Genomic DNA, 26,281 nt, shown 5'->3' on the forward strand with positions numbered 1-26,281 from the left:
TTTTTTAAAACGATTCGTGTAAGGAATAGGAAAATGGGGTAAATGATAAAATATAACCTATATGGAGAGTATGAGTAAATGATAACGATAGTAGCACAAAACCAGAATGAGTCAGTTAAAGAAGTAACATTAGAAGATTTTAAAAATAAGTCCTATGATTGGTATTGGGTTGACCTTGACACTCCGAGCGATGTAGAAACAAAGCTTTTGGAAACTGATTTTGGATTTCATCCATAAGCTGTTGAAGATTGTGTTCATGATTTGCAACGACCAAAACTTGATTACTATGATGACCATACTTTTTTTGTTATTCATTCAATAGAAGAAAAGTCATTAACTAAAAGGGAAATAGACATTTTCATTGGTGATGATTATATTGTAACGTATCATAAGCAACCTTCAACATATACAGATTCGGTGAAAAGTTTATTAAGAAGAAGTAATGACAAGGATGCATTTGATGAATATTATGTTTTCTATCAATTACTGGACTTTGTTGTGGATCAATATTTCCCAATAGTATATGAAATAGAAGACCATATAAATGAGATCGAGGACAATACAAAGAAACTGTCAATGGAAAATTTGTTGGAGCAGTTATTTGACCGAAGAGGAGAACTACTTCTGCTACGTCAAATTATTCACCCAATGCGTGATTTGTTATATAGAATTCTTAACTCTCATCATCTTGATGGGGTCCAGGAACGGAAGGAGTACTTTGCGGATATTCATGACCATTTGATAAAAGTAGCGGACATTACCGCATCAAATCGTGAGTTAACACAGGACGTTCGAGACAGTTATTTATCTTTAAATGCACACCAGACAAATAGAACCATGCAGGTACTTACCATTATCTCAGTTATTTTCATGCCATTAACGTTTATCGTTGGAATTTATGGAATGAATTTCACACATATGCCTGAGCTGGACGAAAAGTACGGTTACCTTTTCATATGGGTCATTATGATTACAATTTCAGTTACAATGTACCTATGGTTTCGAAAAAAAGGTTGGTTCGAGTAAAAGAGTGCGCTTATCTGCAATACGTGGATAAGCTATTTTTTTACAAAAAAAATGAAAGCTTTGTAAATAAATTAATGACGGTTTAGCTTGTGGCCTAGGTTTATCGAAACTTGTCCTTCATCGTAAATTAAATTTAATGTAAATTCAGAGAGGATTTCATCAAAAATGAAACATAATTGTAATATTACTATAACATGCGTGTCACTTTAAGATGATATACTACGAATTGCCTAGGAAATCTAGAATGTTTTAATACATAAAAAAAATAGATATAGAGGACACCATCATATATTTGAGAAATAGGGGAAGCGGGGAATTTAATTGAAGAAATTATCAGTTACACTGACTACTATAGTGGTAGTTGGTTTAGGAAGCCTTTTCGTCAATAACCCAGTCCAGGCTGATACCATAAATACGAAATCAGAAATACATAGTGAAAAAGCAGAAATAAAAGCTAATCTATCAAAAGCTGAGAGCGAACTGGCGGATGTTATGATAGAACTAGATGAACTGGATAAAAAAATTGAGGAAGTAGAAAAATCCTTAAAAGAAAATCAAGAGAAAATGAATGAGATTGAAAATAAGATAGAAGATAAGCAAGCGGAAGTAACTGCACTAGAAGCTGAAATTGAAAAATTGGAAGCTGAAATTAAAGCTCGGTTTGAGATATTGCAGGACCGTATGGTTTCCTACCAAAAAACTGGTGGAAATATTGGGTACATGGACGTAATTTTTGGATCTAGTAGTTTTGGAGAATTCATTAGTCGTGTAACAGCAGTCAACAAGATTACTAGCTCCGATGCTAAATTAATGGAAGAACAGCAAAAGGCACAGGATTTAGTAAAGGAAAAACAAGCTGACATTGAAAAGAATCTCGCAGATTTAAATGACATGAAAGATGAACTTAAAGGTGTTAAAGACACCATTTTAAAACAAAAAAAAGAAGCCGAAGCTGAAAAAGAAAAACTTGAAGGCAAAAAACAAGATTTACAAAAAGTAAAAGAAAATTTAGAAATAAAAGACCAAAGAATGGATGCTTTAGAAGCTGAAATCAGCGAAAGAATTGCACTAAGCTACATGGAACAGCAGAGTTCAGATGAAAATAATAATTTGGAAACACTAGGTAAGAAAGAAACGCAGGATACTAACCAAACAGTATCACGGGGATCTGGTAATCTACAATGGCCAACTATAGGCGGTTATGTATCTAGTAATGTAGGAATGCGTTGGGGCCGTATGCATAAGGGAATGGATATTGCGAGACCGAGCAACCGAGCTATCCTAGCAGTTGATAATGGCGTAGTTGTAGAAGCGAGAAGTTCTGCCGGATTTGGTAACAAAATTGTAATTGATCACCAGAATGGAATGAAATCGATTTATGCACATCTCTCTTCTATCCAGGTTCAACCAGGACAAAGAGTTGGACGTGGAAGTAAAATAGGTATTATGGGTTCAACAGGAAATTCAACAGGCGTTCATTTACACCTTGAAATTTACGTAAATGGAGCATTAAAAAGACCATCCGATTATTTTTAAATGATTTATGAGCTTATACGGGGAACTCTGAAAAATAGATTCTATTTTTCAGAGTTTTTTTGTATGGCATTTGAAAAAAAGTTTAATTGACAAAATCTATAAATTGCGACGTAACCTACCGTTACGGAAATAAACTCGCGCACCTTAGGGAGGCTGGTGAGCCCCCTCGCGCTACGTACTACGCGGTCGCACCGATGTCTTTCCTCCCGCAGAAGTCTTCGTGTATTTCCTTCGCTGGCATAGCGCATAAAAACGACCATCATAATAAATACAAATAGCTTTATACTGATTGATTGAAGCGTAGGACAGTCGACTCCTGCGGGAACAGCGCGAGTCCGAAGACCCCGGAAGAAGCGTTCTTTGCTTCTGAGGAGACTGAGGCCGTGCCCGCGGAAAGCGACTGCCCGGAGCGGAAATCAGTGCAGTAGCAACGTCGCACTTTACATCAACTAGGAAGCTTTGCGTAAGTATAACCTTACACACTAGAACTTCTATGAATGCTTTGAAGATAGTGTTTGGGCTGGTCAAGCCTTATTTTATTTGTTAAAAATCCCCTAGTAGTGTACCGTTGAAAAGGTTAACTCTACCAAACTCTTAAAATTGATTTTTTCACTGGTGAGCTCTGATATTATAAAGACGAATTATGCAGTGTAATCTTGGCTTTTTCAAACATATTAAGGTGAAGCATTACTTGTCATCTATTTTTCAGGGTTTAAAAAGTGGAAAAAGAGGAAACGATATATATGTTAATCTCACATATATATTGTTTCGAAGTGCGCACTCACTCATTTATTTATTGCAAAAAATCATAGGCGAAAGAAAGGACTAATAATGGAAAAACATACATATAAAAATCCTGTATTCTTCATTTCAGTAACAATTGTAGCATTCTTGGTAATCTTCGGTGCATTTTTGCCTGTAAAATTTGGGAATGTAGCAACAAAACTACTTAAATTAACTACTTATAACTTTGGTTGGTTTTTTCTGTTATCAGTATTCATATTTGTTTTATTTTTAATTGGAATCTCTATTACCAAATATGGAAAAGTCCGACTTGGTCCTGCAGACTCCAGACCGGAATACCCATTTTTCACCTGGATCGGCATGCTTTTCTCAGCAGGGTTTGGTGCTGGTTTAGTATTCTGGGGAGTAGCAGAGCCAATGAGTCACTTCTTTGCTACACCGTTTGCAAACGTAGACGGTCAGACCGAAGAAGCTGCAAGAATAGCAATGGGATATGCCTTTTTTCATTGGGGTGTAAGCCAATGGTCTGTCTTCGCAATTGTCGGGCTGGTTATAGCCTTTTTGCAATTTAAAAAAGGTAAAAAAGGATTAATATCAAATTCTATCAAACCTGTCATAGGAAAAAATAAAGGTATCGCTATAACGATTGATTCCTTAGCTGTAATAGCAACTGTTATGGGCGTGGCAACCTCATTGGGACTAGGTATCCTACAAATGAATGGTGGATTAAAAACAGTATTCGGTGTCCCTGACTCCTTGTGGATACAAATAGCAATTGCTGGAGTCATGTTATTAACATATTTACTATCCTCTAGTACAGGATTGAATAAAGGCATTAAATGGCTAAGTAACCTGAACTTAGGTCTTTGCTTATTACTTTTACTATTCGTATTTTTCACAGGTCCTACAGTATTTATATTAAATACATTTGTACTGGGTCTAGGGGATTATTTTACAAACTTTATTCAGTATAGCTTACGTTTGTCACCATATACCGGTGATACTTGGGTACGTGATTGGACAATTTTCTATTGGGCATGGGCAATTGCTTGGTCGCCTTTTGTTGGCGCATTCGTAGCGCGTGTTTCAAAGGGAAGAACGATTAGAGAATTTGTCTTTGGTGTCCTAATCGTGCCACCTGTAATTGCTTGTTTATGGATCGCAGCATTTGGGGGCACTGCATTATTCAGTGACTTGAATAATGGAACGCAAATTGCAGAAGCAGTTAACAATGATCTAGCTGTTGCTTTATTTCAAACATTTGGCAGTCTACCGTTAACCAACATTATGTCGATACTGGCAATATTTTTGATTTTCACTTTCTTAGTGACATCAGCCGATTCAGCAACATATATTTTAGGGAGCATGACATCAAAGGGTAGTTTAAATCCTGGAATTGGTGTGAAGATAATATGGGGCACTTTAATCACTGCTATTGCAGTAGTGTTACTGGTAGCTAAAGGACTAGAAGCATTACAAACCGCTTCACTCGTTTCAGCATTACCTTTTACCATTATATTGCTGTTAATGTTAGTATCATTTCTGAAGATGCTGAAGAAGGAAAAAATACCAACTAAAAATGATTAAATCAAAGCGTAGTTAAAGCCTTTTCCTTTAACTGCGCTTTGTCAGTTTTCATCACTAAGTGAAGTGACTGCGGAAGTGGTGATTCCAATCACGACAATCATAATGGCTGAAAAGAAAATATGCGCCTGGGGCATGAGTAACCAGCCCAAAAGTATTACAAATATATCCATGAAAAAAATGAGTATCCCCACATTAATAGCTGTCATTTTTGAAATCATCAACGCTAATAAATCCGTACCACCTGCGCTAGATTTAGCTTTTAGCATCATTCCAATACCTAACCCTATAAGTGTACCGCCACTAAGTGCAGAAGTTAGGATTGGAAAAGAGGAAACATGAGATAATGGATGGAACAAGTCAATAAAGAAAGAGCTGATTAATAAACCATGTATACCATTGTAGAAGTAGCTTCTGACATATTTCCAGGCAAATAAATATACAGGCAGACTTAAAAGTATAATTGTTAAACCGGGTTTTAAGTCGAAGGTGTATTTTGCTATTAATCCAATTCCTATTATCCCTCCATCAAGCAAGTGGTTGGGTATGACAAAGAGGTTTATACCTAATGCAATGAACAAGCTTCCAATTAGAATTACTATCATCTTTTTAATCATATATACGCCACCCTTGTCCCAATACTGTATATGTATGCATGATAGGTGAGTATATATACTTATGTTAGACTTGAGATTGAGTTTAGCTTATAATTTATATAAAAGATGTCATTTAATAACATACATAAATGAATTTGTGTAATTATTGCCCCAAAAAATGATTGCTTCACATTTAATCAATTCAGGAGGTGAAATCCTTGTATTTCAAGTACAAGGATGCTAATTGGTAATAGTAAACTTACTCATGGTTGTCATATTGATTGTTTTGACAGCTTTCTTTGTGGCAACAGAATTCGCAATAATAAGGGTGCGAGCTACACGTTTAGATAACTTAATAGCTGAAGGAAATAAAAGTGCGGTATCTGCAAAAAAACTTGTAGATAACTTAGACGCATATTTATCAGCGTGTCAATTGGGAATAACAGTTACTGCATTAGGGCTAGGCTGGTTAGGAGAGCCAACTGTAAAACACTTATTGGATCCAATTTTTATTAATTGGGGTGTCAATGAGGGGACGTCTGAAATACTATCTTTTATAATTGCTTTTTCTGTTATTACATTCCTACATGTAGTTCTGGGTGAGTTAGCACCGAAAACAATTGCAATTCAAAAGGCCGAAAAAATCACATTGCTCTTAGCCCGACCATTAATATTCTTTTATAAACTGATGTATCCATTCATATGGCTGTTAAATGGTTCAGCACGGATTTTTATTCGCATGTTTGGATTTAATCCTGTGAATGAACACGAAGTTGCACATTCTGAGGAAGAACTTAGACTTATTCTTTCTCAAAGCTATAAAAGTGGTGAAATAAACCAGGCTGAAATGAGATATGTTACAAATATCTTTGAATTCGATGATCGAGTCGCAAGAGAGATTATGATACCGCGAACGGAAATGATTTGTTTTTTTGCAGAAGATAGCTTTGAAGAAAATCTTGATGTAATAAAAGAAGGACAGTTTACCCGCTATCCAGTGGCAGATGAAGATAAAGATCATATTATTGGATTGGTAAATATTAAAGAAATATTCACAGGACATATCACAAAGGGAAAAGAAACTTTAGAGGATTATATCCGTCCGATTCTGCATATTACGGAGGCTACACCGATTAAACAAGTGTTAATAAAAATGCAGAAAGAGCGTATTCATATGGCAATTGTTATTGATGAATATGGTGGCACTGCAGGATTGTTAACAGTAGAAGATATCTTAGAAGAAATTGTTGGTGATATCCGTGATGAGTTTGACACGAATGAAAAGCCAATGATTGAGAAAATAAATGAAACTACAACATTGGTAGACGGTAAGGTCCTTTTAGATGAAATAAATGAGCTATTTGGCATTGACTTGGAAGATGATGAAGTAGATACCATTGGCGGATGGATAATTACACATAATATGGACGCTGTAAAAGGGAGTAGTATTGATTTTGAAAATCATCAATTTATTGTCGAAGAAATTGATGGGTATCAAATAAAGAAAATAAAAGTAATAAAAGCTTAGGGACATACTTGGAATATAAACGAAGGTATAAAGTCCGGGGGGGTATCTATTTAGATATCGTTTCGGACTTTTACTTTTAGGGAGTGCAATGGCTTTGAAAAATGAATGGAACATAGTATTTGTAGCAGGTTTATTTGAAATTGGATGGGTTGTTGGATTAAAGCACGCGGACAGCTTGTTGGGTTGGATTGGTACTGTTATATCGATTTATGTTAGCATGCAACTCTTAATTATTGCTTCAAAAAAGTTACCAGTGGGGACAACCTATGCGGTTTTCACAGGAATTGGGACAGCTGGAACAGTAATTTTGGACATTGTAATGTTCGATGAGCCATTTAGCCTGTTAAAAATTAGTTTAATTATAGTGCTGCTTGGCGGTGTAATGGGATTAAAAACTGTATCCTTTGAAGAAAAGGGGGGAAAGGAATAATGGCTTGGTTGTTTTTGGCTATTGCTGGTGTTGGTGAAGTTATTGGTGTAATTGGAATAAATAAGATTAATAATAATAAAAGCTGGCAATCCTTTGCCCTTTTATTTGGAGGATTCAGCGGCAGTTTCCTGTTTTTAACACTCGCAATGGAAACGATTCAAATGAGTACTGCCTATGCAGTTTGGACAGGAATTGGAACGGTTGGAAGCGTATTAATAGGGATGTTTTTATATAAAGAGTCAAAGGACTGGCGCAGGTTGGTTTTCATAGGTATGATCTTGGTTGCAGCTGTTGGGCTTAAATTGATTAGTTAATTGATGTTTACTAACTTAAAAATTCGGTAATACAAGTAATGACATTATTTGTAAAGGAGTTTGATACTGTGGATTTCTCAAAACAAATAAATCATTTGGAAAAGGTAAACAAAGATAATTCGAGTAAAGTTTTTTCGATGTATTTAAATACCGACCCATCAGATCCTGAACAACAAGGTGGTAAATGGAAAATTCATTTGAAAAAAGGATTGAAAAACTTTGAGAGTTATTTAACAAAAGATGATAACCAACAAGAACTGCGGGACTTTCAAACTGTTAAAGAAAAAGTACGCAATTTTGTAGTAGAAAATGAACAAAATTTTCGTAAAGGGATCATTTTATTTGCCACTGCTGATGATGAAGTATGGTTTGCGGAACGCGTTCAAATGAGGGTTAAGACTGAATTTTTCTGGGAGAATGAACCGATTACTGACCAACTTAAACAATTACACGAAAATTTCCCGAAGTCCGGAATCATACTGGTACAGCAGGATAGAATTAAGCTTGTGGATGCAGAATTGGGAGAAATTAATGATACTGATAACTATGCGTTAGATATTGAGACAGATAATTGGAGACAAATGACCGGTCCACATAAAGCGGATTCCTCTATGGGGAGTGGAGGTAAAAGCACCCAAAAGGATAATTTTAACGCCCGATTTGAGGCAAACAAACATAGGTGGTATAAGAGTATAGCACCAACTGTAGACAAAAAAGCTAAGGAACATCAGTGGGAGAAAATCTTCATTGTAGGTAATAAGGATGTAGCGAGTGAAATTGAAACAAACATGAATAAGTCTGCAGATCGTATTATTCAGAAAAATTTGTTGGATCATGATGAATCGAAAGTTCTTGAGGAAATATTTGCGTAAACGTTTAGAGCTGAATGAAAATTCAGCTCTATTTTTAAATTTCACTGTTTTGTAAAAGATTGTTGTTTTTGATACATAAAATGTATAAACTGCGACATAACTGCTGTGTTGACTTCCTACCACCTTTGCTAAATTGATGCTGATCCAGCGCTGCTGAAAAACACTCGCTTTCCGTGGGGAACGCTTCAGCCTCCTCGGAGCAAAACCCGCTCACTGCGGGGTCTTCAGACTGTTCTTTTCCCACTGGAGTCTCGCATTTTACCGCAGCTTCAGATAGCTTTATTCTCAAGGGAGAAGGGGTTCCGTGAAAATATAGGACTTAGACGCCGTTACGGCAGAATACGAAGACTCCTACGGGAACAGCACGAGTCCGAAGACCCCGGAAGAAGCGTTCTTTGCTTCTGAGGAGACTGAGGCCGTGCCCGTGGAAAGCGAAGTATTCTGCCGGAACGGCGGCGTCGAAAGAATTTTCACTATGTCGCAGTTCATATCAACTGCGAAGATTAAAAACAAAATATCTTATTAAAAGTGCCTTAAATTTCATATAGTATGAAATAAACAAATAGAAATGATACAGATAATGAGCATAAAACATATGTAATTGCTTTCAAGTATTTTTTATCTAAAACTAATTGCAGAGTCTCATTTCCAAATGTAGAAAAGGTTGTGAATGCTCCACTAAAACCCACACCAAGAAATATCCACGTCCAATCTGCAAGTATATTTGTTAAATGCAATCGAAACAAAACTGCTAAAAAAATAGAGCCAGTAATATTAGCAATCCAGGTCCCAATCAGATTTTTATTGAATTTGATGGAAATGTAAAATCGAAGTATACTACCTAAAAATCCCCCAAGCGAGACTAGTATTATAGTCATGAATCAACACACCTTCTATTTGCTACCCAAAAACCCGTGTAACAAAAAAGTAACCCACCTACAATACTAAGAAAAACGTATCCCAGGGCGAGTACGATAGTTGAGTTGTACAAGTTCACAGTTTCTACCATGAATGTTGAAAACGTTGTAAAAGAACCAATGACACCCGTGGTAATTGCTGCGAAAAGGTGAGGAGCAATTTTTTCTTTTATAGCAGGTTGTCCTAGTATAAAGCTTAATAAGAAACATCCGATAAGATTTGCTGTTAAAGTCCCATATGGAAAGCCAATTTCAACTGGCGTAAGAGATGAAATACCATAACGGCCCACAGCACCAACCATGCCACCAAATCCTACTGCTAGATAAATGCTTCTGGATTGAGAATCTATTTTCATGCAGTTTTACATGAGGGACATAGCCCATAAATCTCAAATTTATGACCCTCAACCAGGTAATTCGCTAGCGTATTTTCAATTTCATTCATTGGGCAGACAGCTATCTCTTTGGTTTTTCCGCAATCTTTACAGATAAAATGATGGTGATGGTGGTGGGAACATGATATTCTGAATTGCTTTTCTCCATTGAGTTCAGTTGTCTCTAAGATACCAACCTCATTAAACAGGTGTAAATTACGGTAAACCGTGTCAAAGCTGATTCCTTCATAGCTTGATTCCAAATAGGTGATCAGGTCTTTTGCTGTTCGATAACCATCAGTTTTAGCAAAATAGCCTATAATATCTTTTCTCTTCGTAGTTGTTTTATAACCTGATTCGTTTAATTTATCCATAGCATCCTGCAACTTCATTTAATTCACCACTCTCTTTCCAGGAAATTTTTTGATTCCAATTGAAATGAGTAAAATAATAATGGAGATAAGTACAATCGTTCCACCAGGTGGAATACTGAAATAGTAACCAGAGAACAATCCTAGAATAACAGCCAATTCTCCAAATATTACCGATAAACCAATCGTTTGTTTAAATCCTCGTGACAATTGCATGCTTGCAGCAACAGGTAAGGTCATTAAAGCAGATACTAGAAGAACTCCTACGATACGAATCGAAGCTGCGATCACTAAAGCTGTTAATACAATGAAAAGAAGATGAATTGCCTTAGAATGTATCCCGGATACACTTGCATGTTCTTCATCAAAAGATAACGTAAATAATTCCTTGTAAAATAAAATAACGACTAGGACTACAAAAATTGATACACCTAAAATAGATAAAAAGTCTTTTTGACTCACAGCTGAAACAGAACCAAATAGGTAATTGAATAGTTCAGTATTAAAGCCATCTGCAAGTGAAATAAAAATAACACTCAATCCTACTCCACCTGATAAAATAATCGGAATCGCAAGTTCCTGGTAGGATGTATAAATCCCCCTTAGCTTTTCAATCAGAATTGAGCCCAGCACCGAGAAAATCATTCCCCCGTAAAGTGGAGTTATAATGGTAGTCGCAAACTTTTTTTCCAGCAATAGACCGAATGCAATCCCAGCTAGCGTGACATGGGATAGTGCATCTGCAATTAATGATAAACGTCTAACAACAATGAACGTACCAAGCAGTGGCCCGATTATACCAATTAAAAGTCCTGTTAAAAATGTATTTCTTAAAAATTCATATTCTAATATATCTGCAAACATAAAGTATCCTCCGTATTAATGATCGTGTGTAACTAGGTTTATTGGGTGGCCATAAAAATGAGAAAGATCCTGCTTCGTTAAAGATGAATATTCTGCTGGATCACCATGAAAATATAATGTTTTGTTTAGGCAAACGATATCTGTTGCATGTTCCGTCATAATACCTGTGTCGTGGGTTACCAACAATAAGGTAATATTACGTTCTTGGTTTAGTTGATGCAGCAGTTCATAGAAGCGTTGAACATTTTCGTTATCGACACCGACAGTCGGTTCATCTAAAATTAATAGCTTTGGATCATTAACCAAGGAGCGCGCTATAAAAACACGTTGTTGCTGTCCACCTGAAAGATTACCAATGTTTTGATGAGCATAGTCACTCATGCCAACTTGGTTAATAGCCTGCGAAACTTTAGCCTTATCTTTTTTGGTGAAGAATTTCAGGTAACCAATCCTCGCAGTCAACCCCATTGAAACAACTTCAAAAACAGTAGCGGGAAAACCTTTATTAAACGTATTGGATTTTTGAGATACAAAACCAATGTGATTCCAGTTTTTAAACTTTCCAATTGGCTCATCAAACAGTGAAACTGAGCCGTTATCAGGCTTTAATAAACCTAAAATCAATTTAATTAGTGTGGTTTTTCCTCCTCCGTTTGGACCAACCAAGCCCATAAACGCGCCTTGGGGTATGTCGAAGTTGATGTTAGTTAGTACTGGTTTTTTTTCATACGCATAATCAACGTCTTTCAATGAAATAATAGTTTTACTCATTTGATATTCACCACCTATAATTAATTCTGGCCTTTTTAATAATTATTCCATTAGTTCGTAGCTTGATCCAGGACTTCAAGATTACGTTTCATTAAAGATAAGTAATCCTCTTCATTTTTAATATTCTTTTCTGTTAAAACAGAAAGGTTATGAATATAAAGAGCCTTTGCGTCTATCTGCTCCTGAATTACTTTTGAAACACGGTCAGATCCATTTTGTTCAAAAATAACGTATTCAAGATTTTTTTCTTTAGCTTTATCAATAATTTGTGTCAGTTCTTTTTGGGAGGGTTCATCACTTGTAGTGAGACCATTTATAGAAATTTGCTTAATTCCGTAACGCTCTTCCCAATAACTGTATGCAGCATGAGAAACTAAAATCTCTGTATGCTCCTTTGCTTGAAGTGTTTTTTGAAAACGTTTATCCAGGGCCAATAAGTCATTTTTCAGTGATTCAAAGTTTTCACTGTAAACCTCTTTTTTTTCTGGGTTTAACTCAATAAGCTTTTCTTTTATTATTTCAGACATCTCAATCATTCGAACTGGATCTAACCAGATATGTGGGTTGTGATCACCGTGTGGATGTCCATCCGATGGTGTTTCTTCATGATGGTCTGCTTCATCTTCTTTTTCATCAGTATGGAACAGACCTTCGTGTGCCCCTATTTCTAGCAAAGCAACATTTTCATTTTTCAGTGCATCTGCAGCGTTTTCCGCAAATCCTTCCATCCCTGCACCCATATAGATGAATGCACTACTTTTTGCAATCGAAGCCATCATTTTTGATGTAGGTTCATATGTATGTGCATCAACACCAGGAGGATAAACGGACTTAACATTAACAGTGGAGCCACCAATTTGTTCTGTCGCATACTGGATCGGGTAAATGGACGTATAAATATCCACCATCCCATCTTGCTGATCTCCATCAGAGGAAGGGGAATTACAACCAGTTACAATAAGTAATGAGAAAAATAATGAAATAAACGTGATGAATTTGGTCAAAATAAGTGCCTCCTCAATTTTTAACACGCAACGAACCTTCGCCATTAAATCCTGACGATAAGCCATCTTTTCTAATACTAAAAATATCATATCGTAATCATTACGATTTGTAAACAGTAATGATTACGATATTAATTTGACACAAATTAGTGCATTTTATACAACCTTAACTATTGATAGTAAAACAGCAATGCTTATCTCAGTAAATGGACAAAATCGCTGAATTGTTGCTGTTATTGATACCATAAAAGAATCTACTGTTGAGACAGTCAGGCAAGTAAAGGAACATGGACTTGTAGTTATTACGCCACTGGGGAAAATGAACGTACTGCGCAGGTAATTGCAAGTCAGGTTGGAATAGAAAAGTTATTGCACAGGTTTTACCAAAGGAAAAAGCGGATAAAGTAATAGTATACAACAAAAAGGTAAAATGGTGGCAATGGTTGGGGATAGTATTAATGATGCTACAGTTCTTGCAGTTGCCGACATTGGAATAACCCTTAACACAGGAACTGAAACAGCTATTGAAGCAGTCGAAGCAACGATTCTTGATAGTGACCTGCTACTTATATCTAAAGCAATTCGATTAAGTGATTCTACCGTCCGAAATAGTAGACAGAATCTATTTAGGGGCTTTTGCCTATAAAATAATGCAGGAATTTGAATTACATTTGCAGCATTAGGTTTATTGGCACCATGGATTGTTTGTGCAGCTATGGCGTTCAGCTCAGTATGTGTTGTTACAAACTCGCTGATATTAAAGCGAGTAAAACTATAAAATTGAAAGAGGGATTGTTATGCAAACAACATTAGATGTTCGTGGAATGACGTGTGATCACTGTCAAAAAGCAGTGAAAGGTGCATTAGACGAGTTAAGAGGGGTTAAAGGTGTGGAGGTACATTTGGCTGCAGGGAAAGTCGATGTCAGTTACGATGACGCTGAAGTCACCGTTTCTGAGATGCGTGAAGCAATAGAAGATCAAGGGTATGACGTAGTAGCATAGACGAAAATGCTCCCCTTAGTTGGGGGGCAATTTTAAACTATTACTGAACCAAAAAAAAAAGTAGATTTTAGTAAAAAAATGTATATTTCTTTTTGTGAAAAAATGATAAACTATAGAAGCTTGGAAACATTGTTTTGTATAGGATTGGGGGAGGAAACTGATGGAGAAATTGATGCGTAACTTTTTTTTATTCTTGTCGAAAAATAAAGTACTCACAAAGCTTGCTAAAAAGTATGGTCTTAGGTTCGGGGCCGCTCGTTTTGTAGCAGGAGTTGACATTGACCATGCTGCAACGAAAATTAAAGAGATAAATGAAAAGGGATATGTCGTAACAATAGACCACTTGGGTGAATTTATCGACAACGAAAAAGAGGCAAGAGAGTCAGTTGAAGAATGTATTCATGCAATTGAAGTAATTGATGAACAAAAACTAGATTCACAGGTTTCTTTAAAATTAACTTCAATGGGCTTAGATGTATCAGAAGAACTCGTGATGAAAAATATGCGTGATATTCTGGATGCTGGAAAGAAGCATGGTGTTACAGTCACAATAGATATGGAAGACCACGAACGTCATAGAAAAACAATGGATATTTTTAAAGAATTAAAAAAAGAATACGAAAATCTTGGTACCGTTCTTCAAGCTTATTTATATGAGTCTGAAGATGATCTTGATGAGTTAAATGAATTTAATCCTTATTTGCGGCTTGTAAAGGGCGCCTATAAAGAGGCACCAGAAGTAGCATACCCAGTTAAAAAAGATGTAGACGATAACTACAAAAAAATTATAAAGAAGAACTTATTAAATGGTAATTATACAGCAATAGCAACTCACGACGAAGTTATTATTGATTATGTGAAAGAACTTGAAGAGGAACTTAGCTTGTCCCGTGAACAATTTGAATTTCAAATGCTTTTTGGAATTCGCAAAGATTTACAGAAAAAATTAATGGATGAAGGATATAAAATGCGTGTTTACGTACCCTATGGCAATGACTGGTATGGTTACAATATGCGCCGTTTAGCTGAACGTCCTGCTAACGTTTTGTTTGTATTAAAGGGTGTATTTAAAAAGTGATACGTAAAGGGTGTCTTGTGAAGACACCTTTTGAATTTATAAAACGCAGGCGAAAAATTGGAGCAAAATTATCTTGAAGAATTTTACTGATATTTATTGCGAAATGTCAGACTATAATATATAGTAAGTATTAGATGGATAGGCAACTATCTTTTATTTTTAACAGTAAAAATGAATGAGTATTCATTCAAATAAAGGTAGGGGGATATAACATGAAGCAAACAATCAAGCGCGCCGCGGTACTCGGCTCTGGTGTAATGGGATCCGGAATTGCTGCCCACTTGGCTAATGTAGGTATACCAACAATTATGCTCGATATTGCGCCTCGTTCTTTATCAAAAGTAGAAGAAAAAAAGGGATTAACATTAGAAGATCGTGTGGTTCGAAACAGGATTGCAGCTCAAAGTAAAGCAGCGCTTCTAAAACAAAAGCCAGCACCACTTACATCGAAAAGTAACCTTGAGTTGATTGAGGTTGGTAATATGGATGATGATATGGAAAAATTAGGCGATGTCGATTGGATTATTGAAGTCGTCGTTGAAAATCTGGATATTAAGAAAAAGGTTTTTGCAAATGTTGATAAATATAGAAAAAAAGGATCAATTGTAAGTTCCAATACTTCTGGTATTTCGGTTGAAGCTATGACTGAGGATTGTTCGGCTGATTTCCGTGAACATTTTCTAGGGACACATTTTTTCAATCCACCACGTTATCTGAAGCTACTTGAGGTTATACCTACTAAGGCTACTGACCCAGAAGTATTATCCTTCATGAAAACATTTGGTGAAGACGTTTTGGGGAAAGGTGTTGTCGAAGCAAAGGATACACCGAATTTCATTGCAAATCGTATTGGTACGTATGGACTTCTGGTGACTGTACAAGAAATGCTGAAGGGTGGATACAGTGTAGGTGAAGTCGATTCTGTAACAGGTCCAATGATTGGACGTCCAAAGAGTGCAACATTTCGTACATTGGACGTTGTCGGATTAGACACTTTTATTCATGTAGCTAACAATGTATATGATCAGGTTGATGGTGAAGAAAAAGAAATATTTAAAGTACCTGACTTTCTACTTAAAATGCAGGAAAACGGATGGTTTGGAGCGAAAAGCGGGCAAGGTTTTTTCCTTAAAAAGAAAGGCGAAAAAGGTAGTGAAATTCATGAGCTCAATCCTGAAACACTAGAATACGAGAGTCGCAAAAAACTTAAAACGCCAGCAACTGAAATGGCAAAACAAGCAAAAGGAACAAAAGGTAAATTGAAAGCGCTTGTAACTGCTAAAGGTGATAAGGCAAGCGATCTTATCTGGAACATTTCAAAGCCTGCATTAATCTATTCAGCAGATCTGCTTGGAGAAATTGCGGATGATATCGTGTCAATCGACCAGGCAATGCGCTGGGGATTTGGTTGGGAACTCGGACCGTTTGAAATGTGGGATGCTATTGGACTTCGCAAATCAGTTGAACGCATGCAATCTGAGGATGCAACTGTTCCAAGTTGGATACTAAAGATGTTGGAAGATGGCAATGAATTTTTTTACAAAACCGAAAATGGTAATGTTTATTACTATGATCAGGGAGAATACAAACAGCAAACGTTTAATAAAAAAGAAATTAACTTGAAACAATTAAAAAGTGTAAACGGCGTAATCAAAAGTAATACCGGTGCTAGTTTAGTAGATTTAGGCGATGGTGTTGCGGGATTAGAGTTTCATTCAAAAAGTAACGCAATCGGTTTAGATACGATGCAGATGATAAATTTCGCATTGGAGGAAGTCGACAAAAATTATCGTGGACTTGTTATCGGTAACCAAGGAAATAACTTCTCTGTTGGTGCAAACCTTGCTTTAATGTTATTTGAAGCACAGGACGACAACTTTTTTGAACTAGATATGGTTGTTAAACAGTTCCAAAATGTCGGAATGAATATTAAGTATTCAAATAAGCCTGTCGTTGTTGCACCATTTAATATGGCACTTGGTGGAGGTGCAGAGGTATCGTTACCAGCTGCTGCTATTCAAGCTTCGGCCGAGACGTATATGGGGTTGGTTGAGTTTGGTGTTGGATTAATTCCAGGTGGCGGTGGAACGAAGGAACTTTATTTAAAACAACTTCGTAATCTGCCAAAGGGTGTGAATTTTGACCTGACAAAAGTAGCAAATGATGTTTTTGAGAAAGTTGCAACAGCTAAAGTGTCAACATCAGCTGCAGAAGCACGTGAAAACGGCTTTTTAAACAGTCAGGATGATATTAGTGTTAATCCTGATCATTTATTGCACGATGCAAAGCAAAAGGTTTTGTCACTGGCAAATGCTGGCTACCAGGCACCAAAACGCGAAAAAGTACCAGTTGTTGGTGATTCAGGTTATGCAGCGATGCTAATGGGAGCAAAATCATTACAATTAAGTGGCTTTGCCTCAGCACATGATGTAAAGATTGCTGAAAAACTGGCATATGTTTTATCAGGTGGTCGACTTAAAGAAGGCACACTTGTTGATGAACAATTATTACTAGATTTAGAGCGGGATGCATTCCTAAGTTTAATTGGTGAACGCAAGACACAAGAACGAATGCAGCACATGTTGGTAAAAGGGAAACCGTTACGTAATTAATCAAAGAGGGGGAAGTAATGTGAAGGAAGCAGTAATTGTTGCAGGTGCAAGAACCCCTGTAGGAAGAGCAAAAAAAGGAACATTAGCGAATACAAGACCTGACGATTTAGCAGCATTAACAATTAAAGAAACATTAAAACGAGCAGGTAATTATGATGGGAATATAGACGACGTAATCATTGGCTGTGCAATGCCAGAAGCAGAACAAGGTGTAAACATGGGCCGGAATATTGTAGGTTTGGCCGGCCTCAGTCATACGGTCCCTGGTATTACAATTAATAGATTCTGTTCATCAGGTTTACAATCCATTGCATATGCAGCAGAAAAAATAATGGTTGGAGCCAGTGATTCCGTTATTGCAGGCGGTGCAGAATCAATGAGTTTAGTACCAATGGGTGGTCATGTCATTAAGCCCAATTCTAAGCTTGTACAAGATGCTCCAGGTTATTACATGTCCATGGGTCATACAGCAGAAGAAGTAGCAAATCGTTTCAATATATCTCGTGCAGACCAGGATGCTTTTGCAGTACAAAGTCATGAACGTGCTGCTAAGGCAATTCAAGAAGGTAGATTTAAAGACGAAATTGTTCCGGTTGAAGTAGTTGAACGCTTTGTAGGAAAAAACAATAAAATTGAAGAGAGATCTTCTGTATTTGACACTGATGAAGGAGTACGTCAGGGAACAACCACAGATGTATTAGGGAAACTGCGTCCAGCGTTTTCTGTAACAGGATCAGTTACTGCAGGAAACTCGTCACAAATGAGTGATGGTGCCGCATCTGTTCTTGTTATGGATCGAGAAAAAGCAGAGGCAGAAGGACTTACGCCACTAGTGAAGTTTCGTTCATTTGCTGTAGCTGGAGTTGAACCGGAGATCATGGGTGTTGGACCAGTAGAAGCAGTACCAAAAGCATTAAGAATTGCTGGTTTAGAGCTTTCTGATATTGGACTATTTGAACTAAACGAAGCTTTCGCATCGCAATCATTACGTGTCATCCAAGCGTTGAATCTAGACATAGATAAGGTCAATGTGAACGGTGGCGCCATTGCACTTGGACATCCACTAGGGTGTACAGGTACTAAGTTAACCCTTAGTCTCATTCATGAAATGAAACGCCGTAACGTACAATATGGAGTCGTTACCATGTGCATTGGTGGCGGAATGGGTGCTGCAGGTGTGTTTGAATTACTATAATCAAATCGTTTTAAACTATATTTTATTACGAAGGGGACGTTAAACATGAGCGAAACAAGAGAGAAAATTTTTAAGGGTGGGGCATTTTTAATAGAGGATATTACTGCAGACGATGTGATCACACCTGAGGATTTTACTGATGAACACAAGATGATTGCTAAAACAACTGAAGACTTTGTAAGTGGAGAAGTCTTGCCGAAAGTTGAGAACTTAGAAAACCATGAATTTGAATACTCAGTAGAATTATTAAAGAAAGCAGGCGAGCTAGGCTTATTGGGTGCTGATATACCTGAAGAGTACGGTGGTTTGGCTTTAGATAAAATCAGCTCATCATTAATAACTGAGAAATTTTCGCGTGCTGGTGGATTCTCTGTAACACATGGAGCACATGTAGGGATAGGAACACTACCGATTGTATTTTTCGGAAATGACGCTCAAAAAGAAAAATATTTACCTAAGCTTGCAACCGGAGAACTACTGGCTGCTTATGCATTAACAGAGCCAAGTTCAGGTTCGGATGCACTAGGTGCCAAAACTACTGCTAAACTAAATGAGGCAGGAACGCACTATATCTTGAATGGTGAGAAACAGTGGATTACGAACTCTGCATTTGCTGATGTGTTTGTTGTTTATGCAAAAATTGATGGAGAACATTTCACTGCATTTATCGTAGAACGTGAATTTCCTGGCGTTTCCACAGGACCTGAAGAAAAGAAAATGGGTATTAAGAGTTCATCCACCCGTACATTGATTCTGGAGGATGCTGAAGTACCAGTTGAAAACCTGTTAGGCGAAAAAGGCCGTGGACATGTAATTGCCTTTAATATTCTAAACGTGGGCCGTTACAAGCTTGCAATCGGTGGAGTAGGCGGATCAAAGCGTGGTATTGAGGTTGCTACTAAATACGTAAACCAGCGTAAACAGTTCAATACACCAATTTCAAGCTTTACACTTACACAGGAAAAACTAGCTACCATGGCCGCTAGAACATATGCGAATGAAAGTGCTGTTTATCGTACAGTAGGCTTATTCGAGCAACGTATGGGTGCATTAACAGATGAGCAACTTAAAGATGGTCGTGAGGTTGCGGGTGCAATTGCTGAATATCAAATTGAATGTTCAATGAATAAATATACTGCAACAGAATGTTTGGATTATGTGGCTGATGAGGCTGTACAACTTCATGGAGGATATGGCTTCATGGAAGAATATGAAGTTGCACGTATGTACCGTGACTCACGAATTAACCGCATTTTTGAGGGAACAAATGAAATCAACCGTCTAATCGTACCAGGAACATTGTTGAAAAAAGCAATGAAAGGTGAGTTGCCATTACTTCAAAAAGCACAGAGCTTACAAGAAGAATTAATGATGATGATGCCAGAAGAAGTGGGTACAGAAACACTTGAACAAGAAAAATATCTACTAAGAAACGCTAAGAAAATGGTATTGCTTGGAGCGGGTCTTGCTGCACAAACATATATGAAAAAGCTGGAAAATGAGCAAGAAATTCTTGTTAACCTAGCGGATATGACCGCAGAAGTCTACAATATGGAATCTGCAATTCTTCGTACTGAAAAAGCAATTAATAAAACAGGCGAAGAGAAAAACAAACAAAAACTTCTTTATACACAAGTTTATGTACAAGAAGCATTTAACCGAGTTGAGGCCGATGCAAAAGAAACATTAATTGCAATTGAATCTGGTGACAACCTACGGATGATGCTTTCGTCATTACGCAAGTTAACACGTCATACACCAACAAATGTTATTGCGAAGAAACGTGAAATCGCTGCAACAATCATTAAAGAAGAACGTTATGTAGTATAAAAATATGGTTTAGAGCTGCAATCATCTGGTTGCAGCTTTTTTACACGTAAAGGCTACAAATTAGAATTGACGAATTCGGGGTTTTTCTACTGACTTTCTTAGGAGTAAGGAAAGTATAAAAAATTTCCTTTCTCCATAAGTACAACCAAGGTTTTCTACTAATAAGGCTGTTTTCAAAAAGATAGTTGTTTTGACACAAAATGTATAAACTACGACGTAATTTATCGCTAGATTGATTTCCGCTACGGGCAGTCGCTTTCCGCGGGCACGGCTTCAGACTCCTCGCGGGAAACCACCGCTGCGGGGTCTTCAGACACGTGCTGTTCCCGCAGGAGTCGACTGCCCTCCGCTCCAATCAGTAAGATTAGATGAATGACCGCTTGTTAAGTACTACGACAGCGAAGGAAATACACGAAGCCTCCCGCGGAAAGCGTAGTGTATTTCCGCAGCGGTACATTACGTCGCAGTATGTATCAACTGCAAAGCTTAAAGTGCAACAAACTTACGAAAAGAGCCTATAATTAAAACAATTCTTTCGACCATCAAGTACAATTTTGCTATAATAAATAGGCAGTAATTGAAATGTTTGGGGGAATGCTTGTGGCTTTAACATTTTATTGGTATCCTAATTGTGGCACTTGCAAGAAAGCGAAGAAATGGCTAGATGATCACAATATCGATTATACTAGTGTACATATTGTTGACCATACACCTTCAGAACAGGATATTTTAGATTTGATGAACAAAAGTGACCTTCCTGCTAAGAAGTTTTTCAACACTAGTGGGAAAAGTTATCGGGAAAAAAATATCAAGGATGAAATCAGCGGTGCATCTGACGAGGAAATGGCCAAAATTTTAGCTTCTGATGGTATGTTAATAAAACGACCAATTACCACAGATGGCAAAAAGGTTACAATTGGATTTAAAGAAGACATCTTTAATCATACATGGCATTAGGAACCAGAACTTATTATCGGAGGGATTTTAATGAGCTTACCAAAAGACTTATTGTATTCAGAGGAACATGAATGGGTAAAAAAAGAAGATGGAAAGGTGCGAATTGGAATTACAGATTTTGCACAATCAGAACTAGGTGATATCGTATTTGTAGAACTCCCAGAAGTTGGGGACGACATAGAAGCTGATGAACCTTTTGGTAGTGTTGAATCAGTTAAAACCGTTTCTGAACTATACGCTCCTGTAAGTGGAAAAGTTGTTGAAATCAACGAAGATTTAGAAGATAGCCCAGAGTTCGTTAATGAGTCTCCATATGAAAAAGCATGGATGGTAGTAGTAGAACTATCAAATGAATCAGAATTAAATGAATTGCTAACTGCTGAAAAATACGAAGCAGTAATTGAAGAAGATTAATATAATTAAACAATAATTATTAAAGGCTGACTGGCTCCTTGCTTAAAAAGGTGTATAGTCAGCCTTATTATCATCATATTAATATAGTATGAAAGTTTTGGCTTGATTTCATGAGGAGTGATATGTCATGATAACACCTGAATCTGAAAAAGTAATTATTGTTGAAGGATTAACTGATAAGAAGCAGATTGAAAAGATAATCAGCGAACCAATTACGATTATCTGTACAAACGGGACTCTTGGGGTAGCGAAATTTGATGAGATGTTAGACACATATGATTTATATAACAAAGAAGTTTTTATTCTTGCAGATGAAGATGCTGCTGGTATAAAGCTTCGTAAGCAATTATCTCGTGAACTCCCGCATGCTGAGCATATTCATGTGAGCAGTGAGTATCGTGAAGTAGCCACAACTCCAAGATCGATTCTTGCGATAGGATTAATAAACAAAAGAATTGATGTTAATCCTATCTATTTAACTATGTGATTAGGTGATAGTAATGCAACCAATAACAGATAAAGTGTTACAGCAAGATCATTTTTTGTTGTATATTTATACCCCTTTTTGTGGTACGTGTCACTTAGCTAAAACAATGCTAAACAAAATTGAATCAGTCCATAAAGAGGATATTTTTTTCGAAATGAATGCATCCGTACATCCTGAATTCATGCAGGAAGTGCAGGTTGAAAGTGTTCCATGTCTATTGGTAGTTGACCAAAGTCAGGTTAAAGAAAAGATATATGCATTTCGATCAATAGCTAATATATATAGCTATTTAGTAAAATATGAGCCACAGCTTTTCGCGACCTGATTTTTTATGTTGACAGACCTTTAAACAGGTGGTAGGATATGATTTATACTTTTTACACTAAATGAATAATTTTACTCTCTTATCTAGAGCGGTGGAGGGGCTGGCCCTAAGAAACCGCGGCAACCTTCAAACAATTTATTGTTTGAAAGGTGCTAACTCCTGCAAAGCAGCTGCTTTGACAGATGGGGGGACGTAAAGACTTATTTTTAACGTCTTTCTGTTCTCTTACAGAAGGGCGTTTTTTGGGTTTTGGTAATGAAAGTATAAAACTTTCATTCTGCAAAAATGTAACTAAGGCTTGGCGATAAGCCAAGTTTTCTAAAAATAATATGTTTGACATAAGGAGGTTTGACATGATTTCAATTGAAGGTTTACGTAAACAATTTGTAGCAAATAAATCAACAATTCGTGCAGTCGATGATCTGTCGTTGACAATAAAAGAGGGTGAAATATTTGGTGTTATTGGCTACAGTGGTGCCGGTAAGAGTACGTTTGTACGCCTGTTAAACCGTCTTGAAGAACCTTCGAGTGGTCGGATAGTAATTGATGAACAAGAGATTACTGCACTTAACACCAAACAGCTGCGTATTGCCAGGCAAGAGATTGGAATGATCTTTCAGCACTTTAATCTTTTATGGTCTAGGACCGTAAGAGATAACATCGCTTTTCCACTTGAAATAGCTGGGGTATCAAGGTCTGAACGCGAACGACGCGTCACTGAGTTAATTGGTTTAGTAGGACTGGCTGGTCGAGAGGATGCATATCCATCACAGTTGAGTGGTGGTCAGAAGCAACGAGTCGGTATTGCAAGAGCATTGGCCAACAATCCTAAAGTTTTACTTTGTGATGAGGCAACCTCTGCACTGGATCCAGAAACAACGAATTCTATTCTGGATTTATTGGTGGATATTAATGAAAAGCTTGGCTTAACAATTATCTTAATAACTCATGAGATGCATGTTATCCGAAAAATATGTAATCAGGTTGCTGTTATGGAAAACGGTAAGATAGTCGAGCAAGGAGATGTTCTCGATATCTTCTTAAGACCACAACAACAGGTTACAAAGAAATTTGTTCAGCAGGTGATGGGTACTGATGATGAAAATGAAGGTATCAATCAGCTTATTGAAAGCTACGACCAGGGGAGAATTGTACGTCTTCATTTTATTGGTGAAACAACAAATCAGGCTTTAATAAGTCATCTTGCAAAAACGTACAACATTGATATTACAATATTGCAAGGTAAAATAACCCAGACACAGCGAGGCGCATACGGAACGCTATTTGTCCGAATGGATGGGGAAGATGCTGAGCTAGATAAAGCAATAAGTTTTGTGAATGATGGCACCTCTGTGGAAGTTGAGGTGATTCGAGATGCTCACTAAGTTATTTCCAAATTTAGATGTACAGGATTTTTGGCTGGCTACTTACGAAACATTTTATATGACTATTCTTTCCTTGATTGGAACATTTATCATAGGAATTATTCTTGGCCTGCTACTATATCTGACTGCAAAAGATGGAATATGGCAAAATAAGTCGGTTAATCTTTTGGTAGCGGCTATTGTAAATGTTTTTCGTGCTATTCCATTCATAATTTTGATCCTACTATTATTCCCGTTTACCGAGTTTTTAATTGGTACCATACGAGGTCCAAACGCGGCACTGCCAGCTTTAATAATTGGATCAGCACCATTTTATGGTAGGTTGGTTGAAATAGCGTTAAAGGAAGTTGACAAGGGTGTAGTCGAGGCAGCAAAGGCTATGGGAGCGAAAACCCGTACAATTATTTTTCGTGTATTGTTACCTGAGTCAATGCCAGCACTTGTGTCGGGCCTGACGGTTACAGCAATAGCATTAATTGGTTATACCGCAATGGCTGGAGTCATTGGTGCAGGAGGACTTGGAAACTATGCGTATTTCTACGGGTTCCAACGTCATGATTTTGATGTCGTACTGGTCTGTACCATTTTGATTGTAATTATTGTGTTTATATTTCAGTTCATTGGAGACTTTATATCCAACAAATTAGATAAAAGATAAGGAGCGAGAATAATGAAAAAGATTTTAGCATTAGTTTCAATTTTATTAGTATTAGCATTAGCAGCTTGTGGAGGTAGCAAAGAAGAAAGCAGTCAAGAAACTACCAATAGTTCCGAGAAAAAAAGTAATGAAGTTATCAAAGTTGGAGCATCCAGTGTGCCACACGCGCAAATTTTAGAACAAGTTAAACCAATTCTCGAAGAAAAAGGAATTACATTGAAAATTGAAGAGTACCAGGATTATGTACTACCTAACCAAGATTTAGCAAGTGGTGATTTGGATGCGAACTATTTCCAGCACATTCCTTATTTAAATAACCAAAAAGAAGAGCTGGGATATGACTTTACTTCAATTGGTGGCATTCATATCGAACCAATTGGAATTTACTCTCAAAACATCGATAGTGTTGAAAAAATTCCAGAGGGAACTGAGGTAATTATGAGTCGCTCAGTTGCTGATCATGGACGAATACTTTCTCTGTTAGAAAGTAAAGGATTAATTGAGTTGGCAGAAGGTGTTAACAAGATCGAAGCGACTGTTGACGACATTGTTAAAAACCCAAAAAACTTGGAATTCTCTGCAGATATTGATGCAGCGTTTTTACCTGATATGTATAAGTCTGAAGAGGACGCATTAGTTGCAATCAACACAAATTATGCAATTCAAGCTGAGCTTAATCCTATGGAAGATTCTTTAATCTTAGAAGGCGATGAATCTCCATATGTGAATGTAATTGCTGTTCAAACAGAAGACAAAGAGAACAAGGCATTAAACACGTTAGTCGATGTGTTACATTCTAAAGAAATCCAAGATTACATCGTTAATGAATTTGATGGAGCAGTTGTCCCAGTAGACGGAAAGAAATAACTTTTCTGAATTTGTAAGTAAATTTGTAGTAATAATAAGTAAATGAAAGAAAATGGCTTTAGTAGTAAGAATAAAGTTGTTATCTTTATATTCTGACGAATTATTCAATTCAATCGGTCATCCTAGGTTTATTTGCCTTTTGTGAAGGGTAATGTATATATGATAAAATAGTTCTTGTAATTAAATCGAAAGGATGATTCACTATTTATAGTGGTATACGAATGAATTACACTCCAGAAATGGAGAAAGCGATGCAAAGCTCACATAAAATGGGGTTTGCGGAGTACAGTCGAAAGCTCGAGAATCAAATTGCAGTCGAAAAGAGACGTCAAAATGATTATGAAAAATGCAAAAACATAACTGCCGATTTTGTAAGCCAATTACACAAATAAAATAAATTTTACGATGTTGGTAGTGTGAAAATTTCACACTGCCAATTTTTCTTTTTCAATAAAACTTCAAGAGTACCGGACAAAATGATTTCTCAGTTAACATGTAAAAATGTGTCATATTGGGACAAACTGTAAGAATGTGCACC

28 protein-coding genes, 1 pseudogene and 1 riboswitch are annotated in these 26,281 nt (G+C 36.9%); of the genes and pseudogenes, 22 read left to right on the top strand and 7 right to left on the bottom strand.

The features are described from left to right. Positions 1 to 78: 78 nt before the first annotated feature. From ACOI1D_RS02030 to ACOI1D_RS02045, 4 genes and pseudogenes are all read left to right on the top strand, one after another. On the top strand, positions 79 to 237 hold the full coding sequence (locus ACOI1D_RS02030) for a hypothetical protein (protein ID WP_422498845.1): 159 nt from the start codon (positions 79 to 81) through the stop codon (positions 235 to 237). A gap of 15 nt (positions 238 to 252) precedes the next feature. Then, positions 253 to 1,026 (top strand): annotated as a pseudogene (gene corA / locus ACOI1D_RS02035) (magnesium/cobalt transporter CorA); the annotation flags it as partial. Between the two features lie 321 nt (positions 1,027 to 1,347). Continuing rightward, positions 1,348 to 2,562, top strand: a complete 1,215-nt coding sequence (locus tag ACOI1D_RS02040; protein WP_422498847.1) for a murein hydrolase activator EnvC family protein — start codon at positions 1,348 to 1,350, stop codon at positions 2,560 to 2,562. Positions 2,563 to 3,393: 831 nt separating this feature from the next. Beyond that, on the top strand, positions 3,394 to 4,893 hold the full coding sequence (locus ACOI1D_RS02045) for a BCCT family transporter (protein WP_422498849.1): 1,500 nt from the start codon (positions 3,394 to 3,396) through the stop codon (positions 4,891 to 4,893). 41 nt (positions 4,894 to 4,934) lie between these two features. Here ACOI1D_RS02045 and ACOI1D_RS02050 read toward each other — a convergent pair whose 3' ends face one another. Then, complete coding sequence (locus tag ACOI1D_RS02050; protein WP_422498851.1) at positions 4,935 to 5,507, bottom strand: YitT family protein; 573 nt, start codon at positions 5,505 to 5,507, stop codon at positions 4,935 to 4,937. A 223-nt stretch (positions 5,508 to 5,730) separates the two neighbouring features. Here ACOI1D_RS02050 and ACOI1D_RS02055 point away from each other — a divergent pair, with 223 nt between their 5' ends. The 4 genes from ACOI1D_RS02055 (at position 5,731) to ACOI1D_RS02070 (ending at position 8,630) form a co-directional block, all read left to right on the top strand. Continuing rightward, positions 5,731 to 7,014: a hemolysin family protein gene (locus ACOI1D_RS02055; RefSeq protein ID WP_422498853.1), complete on the top strand. Its 1,284-nt coding sequence runs from the start codon at positions 5,731 to 5,733 to the stop codon at positions 7,012 to 7,014. 88 nt (positions 7,015 to 7,102) lie between these two features. Further along, the gene (locus ACOI1D_RS02060) at positions 7,103 to 7,444 is read left to right on the top strand and encodes a DMT family transporter (RefSeq protein WP_422498855.1); all 342 of its coding nucleotides are present in this window, start codon (positions 7,103 to 7,105) and stop codon (positions 7,442 to 7,444) included. Then, a complete protein-coding gene (locus ACOI1D_RS02065; protein WP_422498856.1) occupies positions 7,444 to 7,758 on the top strand; it encodes a DMT family transporter in 315 nt (104 codons plus the stop codon). Before ACOI1D_RS02060 ends, ACOI1D_RS02065 begins: the two co-directional genes overlap by 1 nt. A gap of 38 nt (positions 7,759 to 7,796) precedes the next feature. Beyond that, entirely contained in the window at positions 7,797 to 8,630 is an 834-nt protein-coding gene (locus ACOI1D_RS02070; RefSeq protein ID WP_422498858.1) for a VLRF1 family aeRF1-type release factor, read from the top strand. 533 nt (positions 8,631 to 9,163) lie between these two features. On the opposite strand, the gene ACOI1D_RS02075 is transcribed toward ACOI1D_RS02070, so the two are convergent. From ACOI1D_RS02075 to ACOI1D_RS02100, 6 genes are read right to left on the bottom strand one after another with little or no spacing between them, the layout of a single operon-like run. Further along, the gene (locus tag ACOI1D_RS02075; RefSeq protein WP_422498860.1) at positions 9,164 to 9,508 is read right to left on the bottom strand and encodes a FluC/FEX family fluoride channel; all 345 of its coding nucleotides are present in this window, start codon (positions 9,506 to 9,508) and stop codon (positions 9,164 to 9,166) included. After that, on the bottom strand, positions 9,505 to 9,903 hold the full coding sequence (crcB, locus tag ACOI1D_RS02080; RefSeq protein ID WP_422498861.1) for a fluoride efflux transporter CrcB: 399 nt from the start codon (positions 9,901 to 9,903) through the stop codon (positions 9,505 to 9,507). The genes ACOI1D_RS02075 and crcB overlap by 4 nt, the downstream gene beginning before the upstream one ends. Beyond that, positions 9,900 to 10,313 carry a Fur family transcriptional regulator gene (locus tag ACOI1D_RS02085; RefSeq protein ID WP_422498863.1) on the bottom strand — a complete coding sequence of 138 codons (414 nt, stop codon included), beginning with the start codon at positions 10,311 to 10,313 and terminating at the stop codon, positions 9,900 to 9,902. The genes crcB and ACOI1D_RS02085 overlap by 4 nt, the downstream gene beginning before the upstream one ends. Next, positions 10,314 to 11,156 (bottom strand): metal ABC transporter permease, encoded by an 843-nt coding sequence (locus ACOI1D_RS02090; protein ID WP_422498864.1) that lies wholly within the window; start codon positions 11,154 to 11,156, stop codon positions 10,314 to 10,316. It abuts the gene before it with no gap. 15 nt (positions 11,157 to 11,171) lie between these two features. Continuing rightward, complete coding sequence (locus ACOI1D_RS02095) at positions 11,172 to 11,927, bottom strand: metal ABC transporter ATP-binding protein (RefSeq protein ID WP_422498865.1); 756 nt, start codon at positions 11,925 to 11,927, stop codon at positions 11,172 to 11,174. Positions 11,928 to 11,977: 50 nt separating this feature from the next. Continuing rightward, positions 11,978 to 13,021: a metal ABC transporter solute-binding protein, Zn/Mn family gene (locus ACOI1D_RS02100; protein WP_422498867.1), complete on the bottom strand. Its 1,044-nt coding sequence runs from the start codon at positions 13,019 to 13,021 to the stop codon at positions 11,978 to 11,980. A gap of 343 nt (positions 13,022 to 13,364) precedes the next feature. On the opposite strand from ACOI1D_RS02100, the gene ACOI1D_RS02105 reads away from it, so the two are divergent. From ACOI1D_RS02105 to ACOI1D_RS02170, 14 genes are all read left to right on the top strand, one after another. Then, a complete protein-coding gene (locus ACOI1D_RS02105; RefSeq protein WP_422498868.1) occupies positions 13,365 to 13,577 on the top strand; it encodes a hypothetical protein in 213 nt (70 codons plus the stop codon). A 151-nt stretch (positions 13,578 to 13,728) separates the two neighbouring features. After that, positions 13,729 to 13,935 carry a copper chaperone CopZ gene (gene copZ, locus ACOI1D_RS02110; protein WP_422498869.1) on the top strand — a complete coding sequence of 69 codons (207 nt, stop codon included), beginning with the start codon at positions 13,729 to 13,731 and terminating at the stop codon, positions 13,933 to 13,935. Between the two features lie 160 nt (positions 13,936 to 14,095). Next, on the top strand, positions 14,096 to 15,013 hold the full coding sequence (locus ACOI1D_RS02115) for a proline dehydrogenase family protein (RefSeq protein WP_422498870.1): 918 nt from the start codon (positions 14,096 to 14,098) through the stop codon (positions 15,011 to 15,013). Between the two features lie 212 nt (positions 15,014 to 15,225). Continuing rightward, entirely contained in the window at positions 15,226 to 17,625 is a 2,400-nt protein-coding gene (locus tag ACOI1D_RS02120) for a 3-hydroxyacyl-CoA dehydrogenase NAD-binding domain-containing protein (RefSeq protein WP_422498871.1), read from the top strand. Positions 17,626 to 17,644: 19 nt separating this feature from the next. Then, positions 17,645 to 18,820, top strand: coding sequence for an acetyl-CoA C-acetyltransferase (locus tag ACOI1D_RS02125; protein WP_422498872.1), 1,176 nt, complete (start codon positions 17,645 to 17,647; stop codon positions 18,818 to 18,820). A gap of 45 nt (positions 18,821 to 18,865) precedes the next feature. Next, positions 18,866 to 20,650 (top strand): acyl-CoA dehydrogenase family protein, encoded by a 1,785-nt coding sequence (locus tag ACOI1D_RS02130; protein ID WP_422498873.1) that lies wholly within the window; start codon positions 18,866 to 18,868, stop codon positions 20,648 to 20,650. 600 nt (positions 20,651 to 21,250) lie between these two features. Continuing rightward, on the top strand, positions 21,251 to 21,607 hold the full coding sequence (locus tag ACOI1D_RS02135; protein ID WP_422498874.1) for an arsenate reductase family protein: 357 nt from the start codon (positions 21,251 to 21,253) through the stop codon (positions 21,605 to 21,607). Positions 21,608 to 21,637: 30 nt separating this feature from the next. After that, on the top strand, positions 21,638 to 22,021 hold the full coding sequence (gcvH, locus tag ACOI1D_RS02140) for a glycine cleavage system protein GcvH (RefSeq protein ID WP_422498876.1): 384 nt from the start codon (positions 21,638 to 21,640) through the stop codon (positions 22,019 to 22,021). A gap of 127 nt (positions 22,022 to 22,148) precedes the next feature. Continuing rightward, a complete protein-coding gene (locus ACOI1D_RS02145) occupies positions 22,149 to 22,508 on the top strand; it encodes a toprim domain-containing protein (RefSeq protein WP_422498877.1) in 360 nt (119 codons plus the stop codon). Positions 22,509 to 22,521: 13 nt separating this feature from the next. Continuing rightward, on the top strand, positions 22,522 to 22,833 hold the full coding sequence (locus ACOI1D_RS02150; protein WP_422498879.1) for a thioredoxin family protein: 312 nt from the start codon (positions 22,522 to 22,524) through the stop codon (positions 22,831 to 22,833). 76 nt (positions 22,834 to 22,909) lie between these two features. Further along, a riboswitch (SAM riboswitch) is annotated at positions 22,910 to 23,022 on the top strand. Positions 23,023 to 23,186: 164 nt separating this feature from the next. Further along, positions 23,187 to 24,218: a methionine ABC transporter ATP-binding protein gene (locus ACOI1D_RS02155; protein WP_422498880.1), complete on the top strand. Its 1,032-nt coding sequence runs from the start codon at positions 23,187 to 23,189 to the stop codon at positions 24,216 to 24,218. Further along, complete coding sequence (locus ACOI1D_RS02160) at positions 24,208 to 24,876, top strand: methionine ABC transporter permease (protein ID WP_422498881.1); 669 nt, start codon at positions 24,208 to 24,210, stop codon at positions 24,874 to 24,876. Before ACOI1D_RS02155 ends, ACOI1D_RS02160 begins: the two co-directional genes overlap by 11 nt. 12 nt (positions 24,877 to 24,888) lie before the next feature. Next, positions 24,889 to 25,743, top strand: a complete 855-nt coding sequence (locus ACOI1D_RS02165) for a MetQ/NlpA family ABC transporter substrate-binding protein (protein ID WP_422498883.1) — start codon at positions 24,889 to 24,891, stop codon at positions 25,741 to 25,743. Positions 25,744 to 25,964: 221 nt separating this feature from the next. Continuing rightward, positions 25,965 to 26,135, top strand: coding sequence for a hypothetical protein (locus ACOI1D_RS02170; protein WP_422498885.1), 171 nt, complete (start codon positions 25,965 to 25,967; stop codon positions 26,133 to 26,135). Positions 26,136 to 26,281 lie beyond the last annotated feature (146 nt).

Origin of the sequence: Virgibacillus sp. DJP39 (assembly GCF_049310925.1) — a bacterium.
In the GTDB taxonomy this organism is placed as follows: Bacteria; Bacillota; Bacilli; order Bacillales; family Amphibacillaceae; genus Virgibacillus_F.

What these genes read in the sequence shown, in the direction of transcription:
- crcB (WP_422498861.1), bottom strand. Translation starts at nt 9,903, where the DNA reads ATGAAAATAGATTCTCAATCCAGAAGCATTTATCTAGCAGTAGGATTT.
- ACOI1D_RS02145 (WP_422498877.1), top strand. Translation starts at nt 22,149, where the DNA reads ATGATAACACCTGAATCTGAAAAAGTAATTATTGTTGAAGGATTAACT.
- ACOI1D_RS02130 (WP_422498873.1), top strand. Translation starts at nt 18,866, where the DNA reads ATGAGCGAAACAAGAGAGAAAATTTTTAAGGGTGGGGCATTTTTAATA.
- ACOI1D_RS02045 (WP_422498849.1), top strand. Translation starts at nt 3,394, where the DNA reads ATGGAAAAACATACATATAAAAATCCTGTATTCTTCATTTCAGTAACA.
- ACOI1D_RS02115 (WP_422498870.1), top strand. Translation starts at nt 14,096, where the DNA reads ATGGAGAAATTGATGCGTAACTTTTTTTTATTCTTGTCGAAAAATAAA.
- ACOI1D_RS02120 (WP_422498871.1), top strand. Translation starts at nt 15,226, where the DNA reads ATGAAGCAAACAATCAAGCGCGCCGCGGTACTCGGCTCTGGTGTAATG.
- copZ (WP_422498869.1), top strand. Translation starts at nt 13,729, where the DNA reads ATGCAAACAACATTAGATGTTCGTGGAATGACGTGTGATCACTGTCAA.
- ACOI1D_RS02070 (WP_422498858.1), top strand. Translation starts at nt 7,797, where the DNA reads ATGACATTATTTGTAAAGGAGTTTGATACTGTGGATTTCTCAAAACAA.
- ACOI1D_RS02095 (WP_422498865.1), bottom strand. Translation starts at nt 11,927, where the DNA reads ATGAGTAAAACTATTATTTCATTGAAAGACGTTGATTATGCGTATGAA.
- ACOI1D_RS02100 (WP_422498867.1), bottom strand. Translation starts at nt 13,021, where the DNA reads ATGATATTTTTAGTATTAGAAAAGATGGCTTATCGTCAGGATTTAATG.
- gcvH (WP_422498876.1), top strand. Translation starts at nt 21,638, where the DNA reads ATGAGCTTACCAAAAGACTTATTGTATTCAGAGGAACATGAATGGGTA.
- ACOI1D_RS02170 (WP_422498885.1), top strand. Translation starts at nt 25,965, where the DNA reads ATGAATTACACTCCAGAAATGGAGAAAGCGATGCAAAGCTCACATAAA.
- ACOI1D_RS02050 (WP_422498851.1), bottom strand. Translation starts at nt 5,507, where the DNA reads ATGATTAAAAAGATGATAGTAATTCTAATTGGAAGCTTGTTCATTGCA.
- ACOI1D_RS02085 (WP_422498863.1), bottom strand. Translation starts at nt 10,313, where the DNA reads ATGAAGTTGCAGGATGCTATGGATAAATTAAACGAATCAGGTTATAAA.
- ACOI1D_RS02075 (WP_422498860.1), bottom strand. Translation starts at nt 9,508, where the DNA reads ATGACTATAATACTAGTCTCGCTTGGGGGATTTTTAGGTAGTATACTT.
- ACOI1D_RS02165 (WP_422498883.1), top strand. Translation starts at nt 24,889, where the DNA reads ATGAAAAAGATTTTAGCATTAGTTTCAATTTTATTAGTATTAGCATTA.
- ACOI1D_RS02060 (WP_422498855.1), top strand. Translation starts at nt 7,103, where the DNA reads ATGGCTTTGAAAAATGAATGGAACATAGTATTTGTAGCAGGTTTATTT.
- ACOI1D_RS02155 (WP_422498880.1), top strand. Translation starts at nt 23,187, where the DNA reads ATGATTTCAATTGAAGGTTTACGTAAACAATTTGTAGCAAATAAATCA.
- ACOI1D_RS02065 (WP_422498856.1), top strand. Translation starts at nt 7,444, where the DNA reads ATGGCTTGGTTGTTTTTGGCTATTGCTGGTGTTGGTGAAGTTATTGGT.
- ACOI1D_RS02090 (WP_422498864.1), bottom strand. Translation starts at nt 11,156, where the DNA reads ATGTTTGCAGATATATTAGAATATGAATTTTTAAGAAATACATTTTTA.
- ACOI1D_RS02150 (WP_422498879.1), top strand. Translation starts at nt 22,522, where the DNA reads ATGCAACCAATAACAGATAAAGTGTTACAGCAAGATCATTTTTTGTTG.
- ACOI1D_RS02160 (WP_422498881.1), top strand. Translation starts at nt 24,208, where the DNA reads ATGCTCACTAAGTTATTTCCAAATTTAGATGTACAGGATTTTTGGCTG.
- ACOI1D_RS02030 (WP_422498845.1), top strand. Translation starts at nt 79, where the DNA reads ATGATAACGATAGTAGCACAAAACCAGAATGAGTCAGTTAAAGAAGTA.